Annotated in this window: 16 protein-coding genes and 1 tRNA gene; 12 read left to right on the top strand and 5 right to left on the bottom strand. The window is 66.3% G+C overall.

Features of this window, described 5'->3' with window-relative positions:
• The first annotated feature begins 18 nt into the window (after positions 1 to 18).
• From QRN67_RS02585 to QRN67_RS02565, 5 genes are all read left to right on the top strand, one after another.
• On the top strand, positions 19 to 444 hold the full coding sequence (locus tag QRN67_RS02585; RefSeq protein WP_081270541.1) for an NfeD family protein: 426 nt from the start codon (positions 19 to 21) through the stop codon (positions 442 to 444).
• Positions 445 to 481: 37 nt separating this feature from the next.
• Positions 482 to 1411, top strand: coding sequence for an SPFH domain-containing protein (locus QRN67_RS02580; RefSeq protein ID WP_081270540.1), 930 nt, complete (start codon positions 482 to 484; stop codon positions 1409 to 1411).
• Positions 1412 to 1436: 25 nt separating this feature from the next.
• Positions 1437 to 1524 (top strand) — tRNA-Ser (locus tag QRN67_RS02575).
• Between the two features lie 198 nt (positions 1525 to 1722).
• Complete coding sequence (locus tag QRN67_RS02570) at positions 1723 to 2079, top strand: hypothetical protein (RefSeq protein WP_285410270.1); 357 nt, start codon at positions 1723 to 1725, stop codon at positions 2077 to 2079.
• A 100-nt stretch (positions 2080 to 2179) separates the two neighbouring features.
• Positions 2180 to 2569 (top strand): response regulator, encoded by a 390-nt coding sequence (locus QRN67_RS02565; RefSeq protein WP_081270538.1) that lies wholly within the window; start codon positions 2180 to 2182, stop codon positions 2567 to 2569.
• Positions 2570 to 2637: 68 nt separating this feature from the next.
• On the opposite strand, the gene QRN67_RS02560 is transcribed toward QRN67_RS02565, so the two are convergent.
• The 4 genes from QRN67_RS02560 to QRN67_RS02545 all read right to left on the bottom strand — a co-directional run bounded on the left by QRN67_RS02560 (position 2638) and on the right by QRN67_RS02545 (position 6316).
• Positions 2638 to 3855, bottom strand: a complete 1218-nt coding sequence (locus QRN67_RS02560) for a branched-chain amino acid ABC transporter substrate-binding protein (RefSeq protein ID WP_081270537.1) — start codon at positions 3853 to 3855, stop codon at positions 2638 to 2640.
• 136 nt (positions 3856 to 3991) lie between these two features.
• Positions 3992 to 4390 carry a hypothetical protein gene (locus QRN67_RS02555; RefSeq protein WP_285410267.1) on the bottom strand — a complete coding sequence of 133 codons (399 nt, stop codon included), beginning with the start codon at positions 4388 to 4390 and terminating at the stop codon, positions 3992 to 3994.
• A gap of 1 nt (position 4391) precedes the next feature.
• Complete coding sequence (locus QRN67_RS02550) at positions 4392 to 4832, bottom strand: DNA polymerase III subunit chi (RefSeq protein WP_081270535.1); 441 nt, start codon at positions 4830 to 4832, stop codon at positions 4392 to 4394.
• The gene (locus tag QRN67_RS02545; protein ID WP_285410264.1) at positions 4829 to 6316 is read right to left on the bottom strand and encodes a leucyl aminopeptidase; all 1488 of its coding nucleotides are present in this window, start codon (positions 6314 to 6316) and stop codon (positions 4829 to 4831) included. Before QRN67_RS02545 ends, QRN67_RS02550 begins: the two co-directional genes overlap by 4 nt.
• A 21-nt stretch (positions 6317 to 6337) precedes the next feature.
• Here QRN67_RS02545 and lptF point away from each other — a divergent pair, with 21 nt between their 5' ends.
• From lptF to QRN67_RS02515, 6 genes are all read left to right on the top strand, one after another.
• A complete protein-coding gene (lptF, locus tag QRN67_RS02540) occupies positions 6338 to 7462 on the top strand; it encodes an LPS export ABC transporter permease LptF (protein WP_106934620.1) in 1125 nt (374 codons plus the stop codon).
• On the top strand, positions 7459 to 8571 hold the full coding sequence (gene lptG, locus QRN67_RS02535; RefSeq protein WP_081270532.1) for an LPS export ABC transporter permease LptG: 1113 nt from the start codon (positions 7459 to 7461) through the stop codon (positions 8569 to 8571). Before lptF ends, lptG begins: the two co-directional genes overlap by 4 nt.
• Positions 8568 to 8954 carry a sirohydrochlorin chelatase gene (locus QRN67_RS02530; protein WP_285410262.1) on the top strand — a complete coding sequence of 129 codons (387 nt, stop codon included), beginning with the start codon at positions 8568 to 8570 and terminating at the stop codon, positions 8952 to 8954. The genes lptG and QRN67_RS02530 overlap by 4 nt, the downstream gene beginning before the upstream one ends.
• Before the next feature lie 62 nt (positions 8955 to 9016).
• Positions 9017 to 9958, top strand: a complete 942-nt coding sequence (locus tag QRN67_RS02525; RefSeq protein ID WP_007832298.1) for a CysB family HTH-type transcriptional regulator — start codon at positions 9017 to 9019, stop codon at positions 9956 to 9958.
• Positions 9955 to 11127 (top strand): pyridoxal phosphate-dependent aminotransferase, encoded by a 1173-nt coding sequence (locus QRN67_RS02520; protein WP_285410258.1) that lies wholly within the window; start codon positions 9955 to 9957, stop codon positions 11125 to 11127. Before QRN67_RS02525 ends, QRN67_RS02520 begins: the two co-directional genes overlap by 4 nt.
• 126 nt (positions 11128 to 11253) lie before the next feature.
• Positions 11254 to 11412 (top strand): DUF3309 family protein, encoded by a 159-nt coding sequence (locus QRN67_RS02515; protein WP_013541242.1) that lies wholly within the window; start codon positions 11254 to 11256, stop codon positions 11410 to 11412.
• Positions 11413 to 11484: 72 nt separating this feature from the next.
• Here QRN67_RS02515 and hrpA read toward each other — a convergent pair whose 3' ends face one another.
• A complete protein-coding gene (gene hrpA / locus QRN67_RS02510; RefSeq protein ID WP_503010873.1) occupies positions 11485 to 15468 on the bottom strand; it encodes an ATP-dependent RNA helicase HrpA in 3984 nt (1327 codons plus the stop codon).
• Between hrpA and argA the strand changes: the two genes are divergently transcribed.
• A complete protein-coding gene (gene argA / locus QRN67_RS02505; protein WP_081270528.1) occupies positions 15467 to 16813 on the top strand; it encodes an amino-acid N-acetyltransferase in 1347 nt (448 codons plus the stop codon). The genes hrpA and argA overlap by 2 nt on opposite strands.
• Positions 16814 to 16816 lie beyond the last annotated feature (3 nt).

Raw genomic sequence — 16816 nt, 5'->3', positions numbered from 1 at the left:
AGAAGAGGAGTCGACAACATGGCGAATTCCACCGTCTGGTGGCTGATCGCGGGGGCAGCCATCGTGGCCGAGCTGCTTTCGGGCACGGTCTACCTGCTGTTGCTGGCCGCTGGCTTCGCCGGCGCGGCAATCTCGGCACACCTGGGCTTCGACATCGTCACGCAATTGATCGTGGCCTCGGTGATCGGCGTGGGGGCCGTGCTGGCCTGGTATTCCATTCAACGCAAGCGACCGCCCGCCCCGCCCAGCGGCGCCAACCCGGACCTGAACCTCGACATCGGCGAGATCGTGCACGTGGAGGCGTGGAACGCCGACGGCACAGCCACCGTGCGCTACAGGGGCGCGCAGTGGACGGTGGTGCCCCGCGCGGGCCGCGCGCCTTCGACCGGCGAGCACCGGGTTGTCGAGGTGATCGGCAGCCGGCTGGTTGTCGACAAGGTTTAGTCAGTACGTCCGTAGAACTCAGAAAAGGAAGCGCACCATGGAATTTTCGGTCCCTCTCATCATCCTGGTCATCGCGATCATCTTCATCAGCCAGTCTGTCAAGTTCGTGCCGCAGCAGAACGCCTGGGTGCGCGAGCGCCTGGGCAAGTACCACGGCACCATGACGCCCGGCCCCAACTTCCTGATTCCCTTCATCGACCGCGTGGCCTACAAGCACAGCCTGAAGGAAATCCCGCTCGACGTGCCGAGCCAGATCTGCATCACGCGCGACAACACGCAGCTGCAGGTCGACGGCATCCTGTACTTCCAGGTGACCGACCCGATGCGCGCGAGCTACGGTTCGTCGAACTACATCGTGGCGGTGACGCAACTCGCGCAAACGTCGCTGCGCAGCGTGATCGGCAAGCTCGAGCTCGACAAGACCTTCGAGGAACGCGACGTCATCAACGCCCAGGTCGTGGCCGCCATCGACGAAGCCGCACTCAACTGGGGCGTGAAGGTGCTGCGCTACGAAATCAAGGACCTGACGCCGCCGAAGGAAATCTTGCTGGCCATGCAGGCGCAGATCACCGCCGAGCGCGGCAAGCGTGCGCTGATCGCGGCTTCAGAAGGCCGCCGCCAGGAGCAGATCAACATCGCCACTGGCGAGCGCGAGGCCTTCATCGCCCGCTCGGAAGGCGAAAAGCAGGCGCAGATCAACAACGCCCAGGGCGAGGCGGCCGCCATCACGGCGGTGGCCACGGCCACGGCGGACGCCATCGAGCGCGTGGCGGCGGCCATCCGCCAGCCGGGCGGCGAACAGGCGGTCCAGCTCAAGGTGGCCGAGCGCGCGGTCGATGCCTACGGCAAGGTGGCGGCCGATTCCAAGACCACGCTGATCGTGCCGAGCAACATGTCGGAGACCGCCGCGCTCATCGCTTCGGCAATGCGCATGGTCCAGGCAGGCAAACCTTCGAATCCGGCCTGAACACACTGCTACAATCGTGGGCTCAGGAGCGGTGGATGAGCGGTTTAAGTCGCACGCCTGGAAAGCGTGTGAGGGTTAATAGCCCTCCGCGGGTTCGAATCCCGCCTGCTCCGCTAGAGATTGATTGTTCGTAACCGTTCGCGAACATTGCTGATCAGGAAAAGCCCGAGTCGCCACAAGCACTCGGGCTTTTTTGTCGTCCGCATGACCGCCAAGAGCGTTGCTTTACAACAACTGGCTTCGGCACCCCAGGCACTTTCGTCTGGCGTACGATCCAAAGGTTTTACTTTCAAGCCCGCAAAGGAGCCTCGATGGCTGGACAACCGCAACCCTTGCCGCGTGGCACGACATCGCTGGACAGCACCCTGAAAAAGAGCGAACAGGTGGCCGCAGACGTGCAGCGGGCATCGGACAACCTCGCCGTGGTGAACACGGTGCTCGAACAGGAACTGCCTGAAGAAGTTCAGGTCGGCGAAGTGGCACAGGCCATCGAACACACGAACCAGCTCGAGGAGAAACTGGCCAGGTCCGCCGAGAAACTGGCCGAGGTCAACGCAGCCCTGAGCGAAGAAATCGAGAAGCGCCTCGAAGCGACTGCCGAGCGCGACGAGAGCCAGGCGCTGGCCGAAAAGCTCAAGGCCAAGCTCCGTTCGGGACAGGCGGACTGAACGTCGCATCGCGCGCCGCTCTCTCCGTCCGTCTCCCTTCTCCTACGCTGCGCCGGCATCAGGCACGCTACGCTATTGGTTCTCAAAGCGAAACCACGGCATGGCCCTCATCACGTTCCTCGTCGAGGACAACAAGACCATCAGGGACAACCTGGTCCCGGCACTGGAGGACCTGGTCAATGGCCGCGTGGTCGGCTTCGCCGAAACCGAGTCGGACGCACTGGCATGGATCGCGGCGCATCCTGACGACTGGCAACTGCTCATCGTTGACCTGTTCCTCAAGGAAGGCTCCGGCCTGGGCGTGCTGGCGGGCTGCAAGACGCGCAAGCCAGGCCAGCGGGTCGTGGTGCTGAGCAACTACGTCACCGCTGACATCCGGGCGCGTTGCGGCGCGCTGGGCGCCGATGCCGTGTTCGACAAGTCGCGCGACCTCGATGCCTTCATCGAGTACTGCAACGCCGACCGGCCGTCGGGTCTCGCGCCGCTCTGACCCCCGCCTTCACGCGGACATGAAAAAAGGGCCCGAAGGCCCTTTTTCTTTTGCGGCAGCCGCGCGACTCAGCGCACCACGGCGATCTGCGTGCGCACACCACCCTTGTAGGTGTACAGCGTCAGCGCGCCGTTCTTGATGTCGCCCTTTTCGTCGAAGGCGATCGGGCCGGTCACGCCCTTGTATTGCACCTTGCCGACTTCCGGCAGGTACTTTTCGGGGTCGGACGAACCGGCCTTGACCATGGCTTCGGCCAGCACGTTGACCGCGTCGTACACGTACGGTGCATAGATCTGCACTTCCACGCCGTTCTTGGTCTTGAACTTGGCCTTGAAGTCTTCCAGCGGTTGCTTGAAGTCGCCGTCCACGCCGCCTGCTTCAGCGCACACCACCATGTCTTCGCCGATGGCATCGCCAGCCAGCTTCGGCAGTTCGCCGGTGCACAGGCCGTCGCCGCCCATGAACTTGACGTTCAGGCCGAGCTGCTTGACCTGCTTGAGCATCGGGCCGCCGACGGCGTCCATGCCGCCGAAGAACAGAACGTCGGGCTTGGCGGACTTCAGCTTGGTCAGGATGGCGTTGAAGTCGGTCGACTTGTCGGTGGTGAATTCGTGGCCCACGATGGTGGCGCCGGCAGCCTTGGCCGACTTCTCGAACTCTTCTGCGACGCCCTGGCCGTAGGCGGTGCGGTCGTCGATCACGGCGATGTTCTTGCCCTTGAGCGTGTCGACCGCGTACTTGCCCAGCGTGCCGCCGAGTTGCGTGTCGTCAGCCACCACGCGGAACGTGGTCTTGAAGCCTTGACGCGTGTACTTGGGGTTCGTGGCCGAAGGCGAGATCTGCGGAATGCCGGCGTCGCTGTACAGCTTGGAGGCGGGGATGGTGGTGCCCGAGTTCAGGTGGCCGACCACACCGTTGACCTTTTCGTCGACGAGCTTCTGGGCCACTGCGGTGCCCTGCTTCGGATCGCCAGCATCGTCTTCGGCGACCAGTTCGAACTTGGCGGTCTTGTCGCCGATCTTCACGCCCTTGGCGTTCAGGTCTTCGATGGCCATCTTGGCGCCCATTTCGTTGTCCTTGCCCAGGTGGGCGATGGGACCGCTGGTAGGTGCAACGTGGCCGATCTTGACGACCAGCGTGTCCCCGGCAGGTGCTGGTGCAGGCGCGGCGGCCGGAGCAGCGGCCGTTGGCGCGGGCGCTGCAGCGGGAGCAGCGGCTTCTTCTTTCTTGCCGCAAGCCACAAGCGTGATTGCAGCCAGTGCGACCGCAGTCCATTTCAATTGCATGAGAACCTCCAGAACTTGGATGAAAAGAATAAAAAACCGGTCGTGTGATCCGGGCGGCTAGACCTCGCAAGTTTCGCGCCGCGGACCAGCGGCACCCTCACGCCCTTCCGACCTGCGGCGCAGTTTAGCCGAGGATTTATGCGCCGGAAGCTGGCGTAGACCCTGTGTTTTCGCTGAGTTCGGCGGCCATTGCCTCGATCACCAGCGCACGCAGAACGGCTTCGATTTCATTGCGCAAACGCGGCACCATTGCGTCGAGTTGATGCTGAACGGCAGCTGACACGGTGTCGCTCAAACGCTCTTCCAAAGAGAGGTCGACACGCTGCAGCACACGATGCAGAAGTTGCTCTTCGAGGCTGACGATTTCGGCCTGCGAGAACTGCGCGGCCGGCGGCAACGCCATGGTGCTTTCCGGGTCGGGCTGCGTTGCCGGCGCGGCCTCCGGCGGCTCTGGCCTCGCGGGCTCCGCCGGGATCTCGAGCACCGTGGTGAGGGTGGGAACGAAACGGGGCGGGGTGCGCAGCGTGCTGGCCATGTCAGGAACTCTTTGCGAAGTCGTGCGGCTGGATGGCGTAGCCGCGGTCGGCGTAGTGGCGCCAGCGCGAGCGGCCGACCTGGCGGTCGTTGCCTTCGTCGCTCACGATGTCGATGAGGCGCTCATAGCGCTCGAAGCCGGCCGGCACCTCGAGCCCGAGGTTCACCAGCATCTCGCGGTGCGGCAACGTCGCCACGTCGGCGCCGTCGGAAGAAAGAACGACGGGCGTGCGCGCCAGCACGTGGGCCGGCGCGTCACCGCGGCAATGCGCGACGAAGTCGACCGGCGAGAGCTGCCAGAGCGCGGCATCCACCACGTCGAGCGCGCGCGCGTCACCCACCACCACGACGCGCAGGCCGCGCGCATTGACGGCCTTGCGAACCAGCCGGCAGGCGTAGTTCAGCTTGTCGGGCGCGTTGTAGTGGAAGCCGATTTCCGTCACTTGGCGGACCGGGCCTTCCTGGCCGGCGCCTTGGCCTGCGCGTTAGCGGCGGCACGGCTCGTGAGGTACGACACCAGCAGCCCCACCGGCCGTCCGGTCGAACCCTTGGCCGCCCCGCTCTTCCAGGCCGTGCCCGCGATGTCGAGGTGGGCCCAGGCGAAGTCGCCGGCAAAGCGCTGCAGGAACTTGGCCGCGGTGATGGCACCGCCGGCACGCCCCGCGATGTTGGCCACGTCGGCGAAGTTGCTCTTGAGGCCCTCGGCGTAGTCGTCGTCGAGCGGCAGGCGCCAGCAGCGGTCCTGCGAAGCTTCGCCGGCGGTTTCGAGCGCGGCGGCCAGCGCTTCGTCGCTGGAGAACAGGCCGCTGCGCACGCCGCCCAGCGCCACCACGCAGGCGCCTGTCAGCGTGGCGATGTCGATCACCGCGGCGGGATCGAAGCGCTTGGCATAGGTGAGCGCGTCGCACAGGATCAGGCGGCCCTCGGCGTCGGTGTTGAGCACCTCGATGGTCTGGCCGCTCATGCTGGTGACCACGTCGCCCGGCTTGACCGAGCGGCCGTCGTTCATGTTCTCGCAAGACGGGATCAGGCCGACGACGTTGATCGCGGGCTGGATGTCGCCGAGCGCGCGGAAGGTGCCCAGCACGCTCGCGGCACCGCACATGTCGAACTTCATCTCGTCCATTTCGGCCGCCGGCTTGAGCGAGACGCCGCCGGTGTCGAAGGTGATGCCCTTGCCCACCAGCACCACGGGGGCCTGGTCCTTGGGGCCGCCCTGGTAGCGCAGCACGATGAAGCGCAGCGGCTCGGCCGAGCCCTGCGCCACGGCCATGAACGAGCCCATTCCGAGCTTCTCGACTTCCTTCGGGCCCAGCACCTCGCACTTGATCTTCGGCAGCTTGGCCAGGTCCTTGGCGGCCTCGCCCAGCAGCGTGGGCGTGGCGTGGTTGGCGGGGCGGTTGCCCCACTCCTTGGCCAGCTCGATGCCCAGCACGGTGGCACGGGCATCGTTGAAAGCGCCGGTAACAGCCGTTGCGTCATTCACGCCGACCGTCAGTTGCCGGATGCTGCGCGGCTCGGCCTTCGACTTGGTGGTGGTGTAGACATAGCTGGCGTCGGCCGCCGCCGTGACGGCGCAAGCCACCGCCGCACCGTCCGCGGGCTGCGCGAACACCAGGACCACCCGCTTGGGCGCATGGGCCTTGGCCGCATTCACCGCCGCAGCGACGCCGCTGCGCACCGAGCCGGGCTTGCCGTCGCCGATGGCCGCGAGCACCACGCGGGCCGCCACGACGTCGTCCGGACGGTAAAGCGTGAGCAGTTTTCCCGCCTTGTCGGGCAGGTCTCCGGCCTTGCGGGCACTGGCTGCCAGCACGGAAAGCGGGTCTTTGGTGGCGAGGGGAGCGCTGCCGACGAGCACGATCAGGACATCGGATTTCTCGGCTGCAGCCTGGGCGACGGTGAGGGTCTTGAGTTGAAAGTCCATAATCCTTTTTTTCCTCGAACGATGTTATTCCATTCTTCCCTACGCAAGGAGCTGTCCCGCAGCTTCGGAGCGACCCTCGTGGTTCTGGTCACCATCGTGATGACCATGATGCTCATCCGTACCCTCGGGCTCGCGTCCAAGGGCAGTGTGAACCCGCAGGAGGTGTTCCTGGTCATGGCCTACACGGTGCTCGGCTACATGCCGACCATCCTGAGCCTGAGCCTGTTCATCGCCATCGTCGGCACGCTCTCGCGCATGTACCGCGACAGCGAAATGGTGATCTGGTTCTCCAGCGGCCGCGGCCTCATGGACTTCGTGCAGCCGCTGTTCCGCTTCGCCTGGCCGGTGCTGATCCTGATCGCGGTGATGGCGCTGGTCGGCTGGCCGTGGGCCAACTCGCAGACCATCGGCATGCGCAAGCAGTACGAGCAGCGCAGCGACATCGAGCGCGTGGCGCCCGGTGAATTCCGCGAATCCGCGGGCCGGGTGCGGGTGTTCTTCATCGACAAGGAAACGCCGGACAACTCCAAGGCCACCAACGTCTTCATCTGGTCGGTCGAGCGCAACATGCAGATCACCACCTCGGCGCGCAGCGGCAGCATCGAGAACATCGGCGATTCCCGCTACCTGCTGCTCAACAACGGGCAGCGCCTGGAACAGCCGATGGCCAACACCGGCCTGAAGATCAGCGAATTCAAGACGTACGGCACCCGCGCCGGCGGCAGCGACGGGCTCACGAACGACGCCACGCCCTCGCGCGCCCGCACCACGCTGTCGCTGCTGACCGACCCGAGCGACATGAGCCGGGGCGAACTCGCCTGGCGCATCGGCATGCTGCTGACCGCCATCAACTTCGTGCTGCTGGCGCTGAACGTCTCGAGCGCCAATCCGCGTGTCGGGCGCAGCGGCAACCTGCTGCTCGCGCTGTTCGCCTTCGTCATCTACTACAACATGCTCAACCTGGGCCAGAGCTGGATCAGCTCGGGCCGCTTCAGCATGGGCGGCTTCATGCTCGTGCTGCACGGCGGCGTGCTCCTCATCAACCTCGCGTGGTTGAGCGCGCGCCAGAACAACTGGGGCCGCCGCGCCAGGAAGGCCGGCGCCGCCGCGCCCGCGACCACACCCAAGATCGAACCCACCGCGTGAAAACGATAAGACGCCTGATCTATGTGGAGGTACTGAAGTCCGTCGCGTTCGTGACGCTCGGCTTCCTGAGCCTCTTTTTCTTCTTCGACTTCGTCGATGAACTTCAGTCCATCGGCAAGCCGGACAGCCTGAACTACGGGCCCTTGCAGGCGCTGATCTACGTCGCCCTGCTGATCCCGAGCCACCTGTACGAGCTGCTGCCCATCACCGTGCTGATCGGCTCCATCTTCGTGATGGCGCGGCTCGCGCAGAGCTCGGAATACACCATCCTGCGCACCAGCGGCCTGGGCCCCTGGCGCGCGCTGCGCACCCTGCTGCTGCTGGGCCTGAGCTTCGTGGTGCTGACCTTCGCGGTCGGCGACTACGTGGCGCCGAACTCGGAGCGCACCGGGCAACTGCTCAAGGCGCGCTACCAGGGCACCTATTCGCTGGCGGGCAACACCGGCGCGTGGCTCAAGGAAAAGCGCGGCGATGTCTCGTACGCGGTGAACGTGCTGGCCATCGACCGCGGCGGCGCGCTCAAGAGCCCGCGCATCTTCGAGTTCGACGACAAGGGCTACATCAAGACGCAGACGCTCGCGGCCTCCGCCCGCATCAGCGACGACGGCCACTGGATCCTCTCCGACGTCGACCAGCAGAAGTACGACACGCAGGGCTCGGCCGACCAGGCCCACATCGTCAGCACCAAGCTCCCCGAGCTGAACTGGCCGACCTCGCTGACCGCCGAAATGGTGTCGGTCGCCCTCCTGCGCCCCGACCGCATGAGCACGATCGACCTGTTCGACTACATCCGCCACCTCGACGCCAACGGCCAGACCGCCCAGCGCTACGAGATCGAGTTCTGGCGCAAGGTGTTCTATCCGCTGTCGTGCCTGGTGATGGTGGTGCTCGCCCTGCCCTTCGCCTACCTGCACTTCCGCCAGGCCGGCATCACGACCTACGTGTTCGGCGGCGTGATGATCGGCATCAGCTTCTTCCTGCTGAACAACGTGTTCGGCTACCTGGGCAACCTTGGCAACTGGTCTCCGTGGCTCACGGCGGCGGCGCCGGGGCTGATCTATTCCGTGATGTCGTTGACGGCATTCAGCTGGCTGGTGCTTCGGCGATGACGGCGCAGGCACGAGGAAGGCAGGTCCAGGGCATCGTGCTGCTGGCGCACGGCTCACGTGACGAGCGCTGGCGCGAACCCATCGAGGCCGTGGCCGCGCGCGTGACCAGCCGCACGCCGGACGCGCTGGTGGCCTGCGCCTACATGGAGCTGGCCGCGCCCGATCTCCCCACCGCGGTGGCAGCCCTGGTGACTGCCGGCGCCACGGCCATCCGGCTCGTTCCGCTGTTCCTGGGCATGGGCAAGCATGCCCGCGAAGACCTGCCGCTGCAGGTCGAAGCGCTGCGCCAGCGCTGGCCCGCCATCGACATCTCGTTGGCCCGGATCGTGGGCGAAGAGCCTGAACTGGTCGACCTGCTGGCCAAAATTGCTATCAAAAGCTGAATTCCGGCAATTTCGATAGATTCCGAAGGCATAATGAATTCCGCAATAAGACGGAATTTGATATGAATCTGCATCAGTTCAAGTTTGTTCAGGAAGCCGTGCGGCGCAACCTGAACCTCACCGAAGCGGCCAAGGCGCTCCACACCTCGCAGCCCGGTGTCTCCAAGGCCATCATCGAGCTCGAGGAAGAACTGGGCGTTGAAATCTTCGCGCGCCACGGCAAGCGGCTCAAGCGCGTGACCGAGCCGGGCCAGCATGTCATTGCCAGCATCGAGCTCATCATGCGCGAGGTGGGCAACCTCAAGCGCATCGGCGAGCAGTTCAGCGCGCAGGACAGCGGCACCCTTTCCATCGCCACCACCCACACTCAGGCGCGCTACGTGCTGCCGGTGCCCGTGGCCAACCTGCGCGAGGCCTACCCGAAGGTCAACGTGAGCCTGCACCAGGGCTCGCCCGACCAGGTGGCGCGCATGGTGATCGACGAGATCGCGGAAATCGGCATCGCCACCGAATCGCTCGACGGCTACGCCGAACTGGTGACGCTGCCCTGCTACGAATGGCAGCACGTGCTGGTGCTGCCCAAGGACCATCCGCTCGCGGCCAAGGAGCGCATCTCGCTCGAAGACCTGGCCAGCGAGCCGATCATCACCTACCACCCGTCGTTCACCGGCCGCACGCGCATCGACCACGCCTTCGCGCAGAAGAAGCTCACGCCGCGCATCGCGCTCGAAGCCATCGACTCCGACGTGATCAAGACCTACGTGCGCCTCGGCCTGGGCGTGGGCATCGTGGCCGAGATGGCGGTGCGGGACGAGTCGAACGCCGACCTCGTGGTGCGCCCCATGGGCCATGTGTTCGGCCAGAATATTGCCCGCGTCGCCTTCAAGCGCAGCGCCTACCTGCGCAACTTCGTCTTCAAGTTCGCCGAGCTGCTCTCCGACCGCCTCGACCGCAACCTGATAGCCAAAGCCCTAAGCGGCCACCAACAAGATTACGAGCTATGAGCACAGTTCACGCCCCGCGCACGCCCGAAGTGGGCACCAAGCTGCCCTCCGTCGGCACCACCATCTTCACGGTCATGTCGACGCTGGCGGCCGAGAAGAACGCGGTCAACCTCGGCCAGGGCTTTCCGGATTTCAACTGCGACCCGAAGCTGCTCGAGGACGTGACGGCGGCCATGGCCGCCGGCCACAACCAGTACCCGCCGATGCCGGGCATTCCGGCGCTGCGCGAGGCCATCGCCGCCAAGATCTCTGCCCTCTACGGCCACGGCTACAGCGCGGCCACGGAGATCACCGTCACCGCCGGTGCCACGCAGGCCATCATCACGGCCATCCTGGCCGTGGTGCGCCCGGGCGACGAGGTGATCGTGCTGGAGCCCTGCTACGACAGCTACGTACCCAACATCGAGCTGGCCGGCGGCAGCGTGGTGCGCGTGCCGCTCATCCCCGGCACCTTCCGCCCGGACTTCGACAAGATCGCCGCCGCGCTCACGCCGCGCACGCGCGCCATCATCATCAACACGCCGCACAACCCGAGCGCCACGGTCTGGACCGAGGCCGAGATGCGCAAGCTCGAGGAACTGCTCGCGCCCACCGACGTGTTCGTGATCAGCGACGAGGTCTACGAGCACATGGTGTTCGACGGCGCGCGCCACGAGAGCGTGGCGCGCTTCCCGGGCCTGGCGGCGCGCAGCTTCATCGTCAGCAGCTTCGGCAAGACCTACCACGTCACCGGCTGGAAGGTCGGCTTCGTGGCGGCGCCCGCGCCGCTGATGGCCGAGTTCCGCAAGGTGCACCAGTTCAACGTGTTCACCGTGAACACGCCGATGCAGCATGCGCTCGCGCGCTACATGGCCGAGCCCGCGCCCTACCTCGAGCTGCCCGCCTTCTACCAGCGCAAGCGCGACCTGTTCGCCGCCGGCCTGGCCGAGAAAACCCGCTTCAGGCTGCTGCGCAGCGAGGGCAGCTACTTCCAGTGCGTCGACATCTCGGCGGTGAGCGAGCTTTCGGAGGCCGACTTCTGCCTCTGGCTCACGAGCGAGATCGGCGTGGCGGCGATCCCGCTGTCGGCGTTCTACGGCAACGGCTTCGACCAGCGCGTGGTGCGCTTCTGCTTCGCCAAGAAGGACGAGACGCTGCTCTCGGCACTGGAGCGGCTCGCGCGACTCTGACGCCTGCAGAGCGCCGACGCCAGCGGTAGGACGTTGGCTGACCACCGAAGGGGCGGCTATCCGGCGCCCCGCGCGACATGGCGGGGTGAGCATGAAGGCTCATCACAACAACGCCCTGGAGAAAACATGTCGCTCTCGTTCATTCTGCTGATCGTCCTGATCCTGATACTGATTGGCGCGCTGCCGAGCTGGGGCTACAGCCGGTCCTGGGGCTACGGTCCCAGCGGCGGCGTAGGCCTGATCGTGCTGATCGTCGTCATCCTCGTGCTCATGGGACGCATATAGGCACGGCCGGCCCAAGAAGAAAAAGCCCGCATCCGCGGGCTTTTTTTCGTCCGCCGCGGCGCCCCTCGGCGCTCAGGCCTGCAGCTGCGCCCAGGCCTTGTCCAGCCGCTTCACGCTCACCGGCTGCGGCGTGCGCAGTTCCTGGGCGAAGAAGCTCACGCGCAGTTCCTCCAGCAGCCAGCGGAATTCGAGCATGCGATCGTCCACCACGCCCTTGCGCTCGGCCACCAGACGCCAGTAGCGCTGGTCTTGCGGCTTGAGTTCGGCGAGCTTCGCGGCGTCCCGCGCGGGGTCGGCGCGCAGCTTGTCGAGCCGCAGCACGATGGCCTTGAGGTAGCGCGCGAAGTGCTGCAACTGCGTCCACGGCGCATCGGCGATGAAGCGCTTGCCGACCAGCCGCTGCAGCTGCTGCGCGGCGTCCTGCACCGCGTCGGGCTGGATCTTCGTGTCTTTGATCTTGCGCGCCGCGGCGGCGTATTCGACGAGGATGGCCGAGGCCAGCCGCGCCACTTCGTTCGCGATCAGCGTGAGCCGGCCACGGCCCTCGTCGAGCCGCTTCCTGAACGCGAATTCGTCGGTCGGCAGCGGTTCCTGCAGGAAGGCACGGTCGATCGCCACGTCGATGATCTGGGTGCGCAGCTCCTCCGACGTGCCCAGCGGCATGTACGCCACCGACATCTTCTGAAGATCGGGGATGTTCTTCTCGAGGTACTTGAGCGCGTCTTTCAGCTGCAGAGCGAACAGGCGGCGCAGGCCGGCGCGGTGCTTGGCGGCGGCCACGGCCGGCTCGTCGAACACCTCGATGGTCACGGCGTCCCCTTCGTCGCGCAGCGCCGGGAAGCCGATCAGCGACTGCGAGCCGCGCCGCACTTCCATCAGTTCGGGCAGTTCGCCGAAGGTCCAGCCCGTGTAGCGCTGGCCGGCCGGCAACGCGGCGGCGGCGGGTGCGCTGGCAGCCTTGGCTGGGGCCCTGGAGCCCTGTTCCGGCGAGGTTGCTTCCTTCCTGTCCGGCGACGCCTTCACGTTCAGCCCCGCCAGCGCCTGGAACGCGCCGCGCGCCTGCGCACCGAGTTCGGCCTTCAGCGCACCAAGATTGCGCCCCATGCCCAACTGCCGCCCGTGCTCGTCGATCACGCGCAGGTTCATGAACAGATGCGGCGGCAGCATGTCGAGCTTGAAGTCGGCGCGCTTGACGTCGATGCTGGTCATGTCCCGCACGCGCTTGAGCAGCACGTCGGTCAGCGAGCCGGTGCCGAACAGCTCCGGCGTCGACAACTCTTCCGCCAGCTTGCCGGCCGACTCGGGCAAAGGCACCAGCCTCGAACGCGGGCGCTGCGGCAGGCTCTTGAGCAGCGCCTGGATCTTGTCCTTGAGCATGCCCGTCACCAGCCACTCGCAGCGCTCTTCGCTCACCTGGTTGAGCACGAACAGCGGCACGCTGACCGTGAGGCCGTCCTTCGCGTCGCCCGGCTCGTGCAGGTAGCTCGCGGCGCAATCCACGCCGCCCAGGCGCAGCGTCGGCGGGAACGACTGGGTCGTGATGCCGGCGGCCTGGTGGCGCATCAGCTCGTCGCGCGTCAGGTAAAGCAGGCGCGGCTGCTCCCTGGAGGCGTGGCGATACCAGTTCTCGAAGGTGATGCCGCTTGCCACGTCGGCGGGCAGCTGCGCGTCGTAGAAGGCGAAGATCAGCTCGTCGTCGACCAGCACGTCCTGCCGGCGCGACTTGTGCTCCAGTCCCTCGACCTCGCGCACCAGCTTGCGGTTGGCCGTGAGGAAAGGGAACTTGCTTTCCCACTGCCCGCCCACCAGCGCCTCGCGGATGAATATTTCGCGCGCCGCGACCGGATCGACCTTGGTGAAGTCGACGCGCCGCCCGCTGTAGACCACCAGGCCGTACAGCGTGGCGCGCTCCAGCGCCGAGACCTGCGCGCCCTTCTTCTCCCAGTGCGGGTCGAGCAGCTGCTTCTTCAGCAGGTGGCCCGCCACCTGTTCAAGCCACTGCGGTTCGATGTTGGCGATGCCGCGCCCGAAGAGCCGCGTGGTCTCGACCAGTTCGGCCGCCACGATCCAGCGGCCCGGCTTCTTCTTCAGGTGCGCGCCAGGGTGCTTGTAGAACTTGATGCCGCGCGCGCCCAGGTACGCCTCATCGTCCTCGAGCTTCCAGCCCACGTTGCCCAGCAGGCCGGCGAGCATCGACAGATGCAGCGGCTCGTAGCCCGCGGGCTCGGCGTTGAGGCGCCACTTGTGCTCGGTGACCACCGTGAGCAGCTGCGAGTGGATGTCGCGCCACTCGCGCACACGGCGGATGTTGATGAAGTTCTGGCGCAACAGCTGCTCGTATTGGCGGTTGCTGAGCTTGTGGGTGTCGCCGTGGCCGCCGCGCGCGTCGGCGATCCACTTCCACAGCCGCAGGTAGCCGCTGAATTCGCTTTTCTCGTCGTCGAATTTCGAGTGCGCCTGATCGGCCTGCTGCTGCGCGTCCATCGGGCGGTCGCGCACGTCCTGCACGCTGAGGGCCGAGGCGATGATCAGCACTTCTTCAAGCGCACCCCGCGCGCGGGCTTCCAGGATCATGCGGCCCACGCGCGGGTCGAGCGGCAGCCGCGACAGCTCGGCGCCGGTGTGCGTGAGTTCGTTGGCGTCGTCGACCGCGCCAAGCTCGTTCAGCAGCTGGTAGCCGTCGGCAATCGCGCGCGGCGACGGCGCCTCGAGGAACGGAAAACGCGCCACGTCGCCCAGCCGCAGCGACTTCATCCGCAGGATGACGCCAGCCAGCGACGAACGCAGGATTTCCGGATCGGTGAAGCGCGGGCGGCCTTCGAAGTCTTTCTCGTCGTACAGGCGGATGCAGATGCCGTTCGCCACCCGCCCGCAGCGCCCCGCGCGCTGGTTGGCCGCGGCCTGGCTGATCGGCTCGACCAGCAGCTGCTCGACCTTGCTGCGGAAGCTGTAGCGCTTGACGCGCGCGGTGCCGGTGTCGATCACGTAGCGGATGCCCGGCACCGTGAGCGAGGTCTCGGCCACGTTGGTGGCCAGCACGATGCGCCGCCCGTTGTGGCTTTCGAAGATGCGGTCCTGCTCGGGGCCCGACAGCCGCGCGAACAGCGGCAGAACCTCGGCGCTGCGGAACAGCGGCTGGTGGCTGACGTGGCGGCGCAGGTGGTCGGTGGCCTCGCGGATTTCACGCTCGCCGGGCAGGAACACCAGGATGTCGCCCGCGTTGTGCGGGTCGCGCCAGAGCTCGTCGACCGCATCGGCGATGGCGTCGTTCAGGTCGTGCTCGCGCGACTCCTCGAACGGGCGGTAGCGCTGCTCCACCGGGAAGGTGCGGCCCGACACCATGATGGTCGGCGCCGGCCCCTTGGCCGAGGCGAAATGCTGCGCGAAGCGGTCGGCGTCGATGGTGGCCGAGGTGACGATCACCTTCAGATCGGGCCGGCGCGGAAGAATCTCGCGCAGATAGCCCAGCAGGAAGTCGATGTTCAGCGAGCGCTCGTGCGCCTCGTCGATGATGAGCGTGTCGTAGGCCTTCAGCAGCGGATCGGTCTGCGTCTCGGCCAGCAAGATGCCGTCGGTCATGAGCTTGACCGAGGCATCGCGCGACAGGCGGTCCTGGAAGCGCACCTTGAAGCCAACCACGTCGCCCAGCGGCGTCTTCAGTTCTTCCGCGATGCGCTTGGCCACCGAGCTGGCGGCAATGCGCCGCGGCTGCGTGTGGCCGATCAGCCGGCCCTTGCCGGGCTCGGCGTTGAGCTTGCCGCGCCCCAGGACGAGCGCGATCTTGGGCAGCTGCGTGGTCTTGCCCGAGCCGGTTTCACCGCACACGATCACGACCTGGTGCGCCGAGATGGCGGCCATGATCTCGTCGCGCCTGCCCGAGACAGGAAGCGATTCGGGGAATTCGATGCGAAGGGGTGTCGAGGTCGTCAAGGGGAAACAGTCGTCGGAACCGGCGCGGCGGGCAAACCGTCGATTATCGGTGCGAGCGGGGCGTGGCCGCCCGACTTCGGCCAGGTCAGGCAAACGCCTTTTCATGAATGCACAATCACGCCCCATGTCCACCGTCTTCAATTTCACCTTCGTGCCCTGGTTCCGCTCGGTCGCGCCCTACATCCACACGCATCGCGGTAAGACTTTCGTGGTCGGGCTGGCGGGTGAGGCGATCGCGGCGGGCAAGCTGCAGAACATCGCGCAAGACCTCGCGCTGATCCAGAGCATGGGCGTCAAGATCGTGCTGGTGCACGGCTTCCGCCCGCAGGTCAACGAGCAGCTCGCGGCCAAGGGCCACGAGGCAAAGTACTCGCACGGCATCCGCATCACCGACGAGGTGGCGCTCGACTCCGCCCAGGAAGCCGCCGGCCAGTTGCGCTACGAGATCGAGGCCGCCTTCAGCCAGGGCCTGCCGAACACGCCGATGGCCGGCTCGACGGTGCGCGTGATCTCCGGCAACTTCATCACCGCGCGCCCCGTGGGCGTGGTCGACGGCGTCGACTTCAAGCATTCGGGCCTGGTGCGCAAGGTGGACGCGGCGGGCATCCGCCGCACGCTCGATTTCGGCGCGATGGTGCTCATGTCGCCCTTCGGCTTCTCGCCGACCGGCGAGGCCTTCAACCTGACGATGGAAGAAGTCGCCACCAGCGTGGCCATCTCGCTGCAGGCCGACAAGCTGATCTTCCTGACGGAGATCCCGGGCATCCGCATGGACAGCGAGCTGCCCGAAAGCGAAGACAACCCCATCGACACCGAACTGCCGCTGGACGCCGCCGAAAAGCTGCTCGCCTCGCTGCCGCCGCCGCAGAAGCCGACGGACACGGCCTTCTACCTGCAGCACTGCGTGAAGGCCTGCAAGGCCGGCGTGGAGCGCAACCACATCCTGCCGTTCGCGCTCGACGGCTCGCTGCTGCTCGAGGTCTACGTGCACGACGGCGTCGGCACCATGGTGATCGACGAGAAGCTCGAAAGCCTGCGCGAGGCCACGGTGGACGACATCGGCGGCATCCTGCAGCTTATCGAGCCCTTCGAGCGCGACGGCACGCTGGTCAAGCGCGACCGCAACGAGATCGAGCGCGACGTGGGCCACTACACGGTGATCGAGCACGACGGCGTGATCTTCGGCTGCGCGGCGCTCTACCCCTACCCCGAGGAGCGCACCGCCGAGATGGCCGCGCTCACGGTGTCGCCGCATACGCAGTCGCAGGGCGACGGCGAACGCATCCTCAAGCGCATCGAGCACCGCGCCAAGGCCATGGGCCTGGACAGCATCTTCGTGCTCACCACGCGCACCATGCACTGGTTCCTCAAGCGCGGCTTCCAGCAGGTCAACCCCGACTGGCTGCCCGAGGCCCGCAAGCGCAAGTACAACTGGGACCGCAAGAGCCAGGTTCTGGTCAAGAAGATCTGACAC

The sequence above is a fragment of the Variovorax sp. efr-133-TYG-130 genome (assembly GCF_030208835.1).
Classification (GTDB): domain Bacteria; phylum Pseudomonadota; class Gammaproteobacteria; order Burkholderiales; family Burkholderiaceae_C; genus Variovorax.
This window is presented reverse-complemented; position numbering and strand designations above follow the sequence as displayed.

Bases quoted from the DNA above. Each gene is read 5' to 3' on its own strand.
- QRN67_RS02585 (WP_081270541.1), top strand. From the start codon at position 19: ATGGCGAATTCCACCGTCTGGTGGCTGATCGCGGGGGCAGCCATCGTG.
- QRN67_RS02580 (WP_081270540.1), top strand. From the start codon at position 482: ATGGAATTTTCGGTCCCTCTCATCATCCTGGTCATCGCGATCATCTTC.
- QRN67_RS02570 (WP_285410270.1), top strand. From the start codon at position 1,723: ATGGCTGGACAACCGCAACCCTTGCCGCGTGGCACGACATCGCTGGAC.
- QRN67_RS02565 (WP_081270538.1), top strand. From the start codon at position 2,180: ATGGCCCTCATCACGTTCCTCGTCGAGGACAACAAGACCATCAGGGAC.
- QRN67_RS02560 (WP_081270537.1), bottom strand. From the start codon at position 3,855: ATGCAATTGAAATGGACTGCGGTCGCACTGGCTGCAATCACGCTTGTG.
- QRN67_RS02555 (WP_285410267.1), bottom strand. From the start codon at position 4,390: ATGGCCAGCACGCTGCGCACCCCGCCCCGTTTCGTTCCCACCCTCACC.
- QRN67_RS02545 (WP_285410264.1), bottom strand. From the start codon at position 6,316: ATGGACTTTCAACTCAAGACCCTCACCGTCGCCCAGGCTGCAGCCGAG.
- lptF (WP_106934620.1), top strand. From the start codon at position 6,338: ATGTTATTCCATTCTTCCCTACGCAAGGAGCTGTCCCGCAGCTTCGGA.
- QRN67_RS02530 (WP_285410262.1), top strand. From the start codon at position 8,568: ATGACGGCGCAGGCACGAGGAAGGCAGGTCCAGGGCATCGTGCTGCTG.
- QRN67_RS02525 (WP_007832298.1), top strand. From the start codon at position 9,017: ATGAATCTGCATCAGTTCAAGTTTGTTCAGGAAGCCGTGCGGCGCAAC.
- QRN67_RS02520 (WP_285410258.1), top strand. From the start codon at position 9,955: ATGAGCACAGTTCACGCCCCGCGCACGCCCGAAGTGGGCACCAAGCTG.
- QRN67_RS02515 (WP_013541242.1), top strand. From the start codon at position 11,254: ATGTCGCTCTCGTTCATTCTGCTGATCGTCCTGATCCTGATACTGATT.
- argA (WP_081270528.1), top strand. From the start codon at position 15,467: ATGTCCACCGTCTTCAATTTCACCTTCGTGCCCTGGTTCCGCTCGGTC.
- hrpA (WP_503010873.1), bottom strand. From the start codon at position 15,468: ATGGGGCGTGATTGTGCATTCATGAAAAGGCGTTTGCCTGACCTGGCC.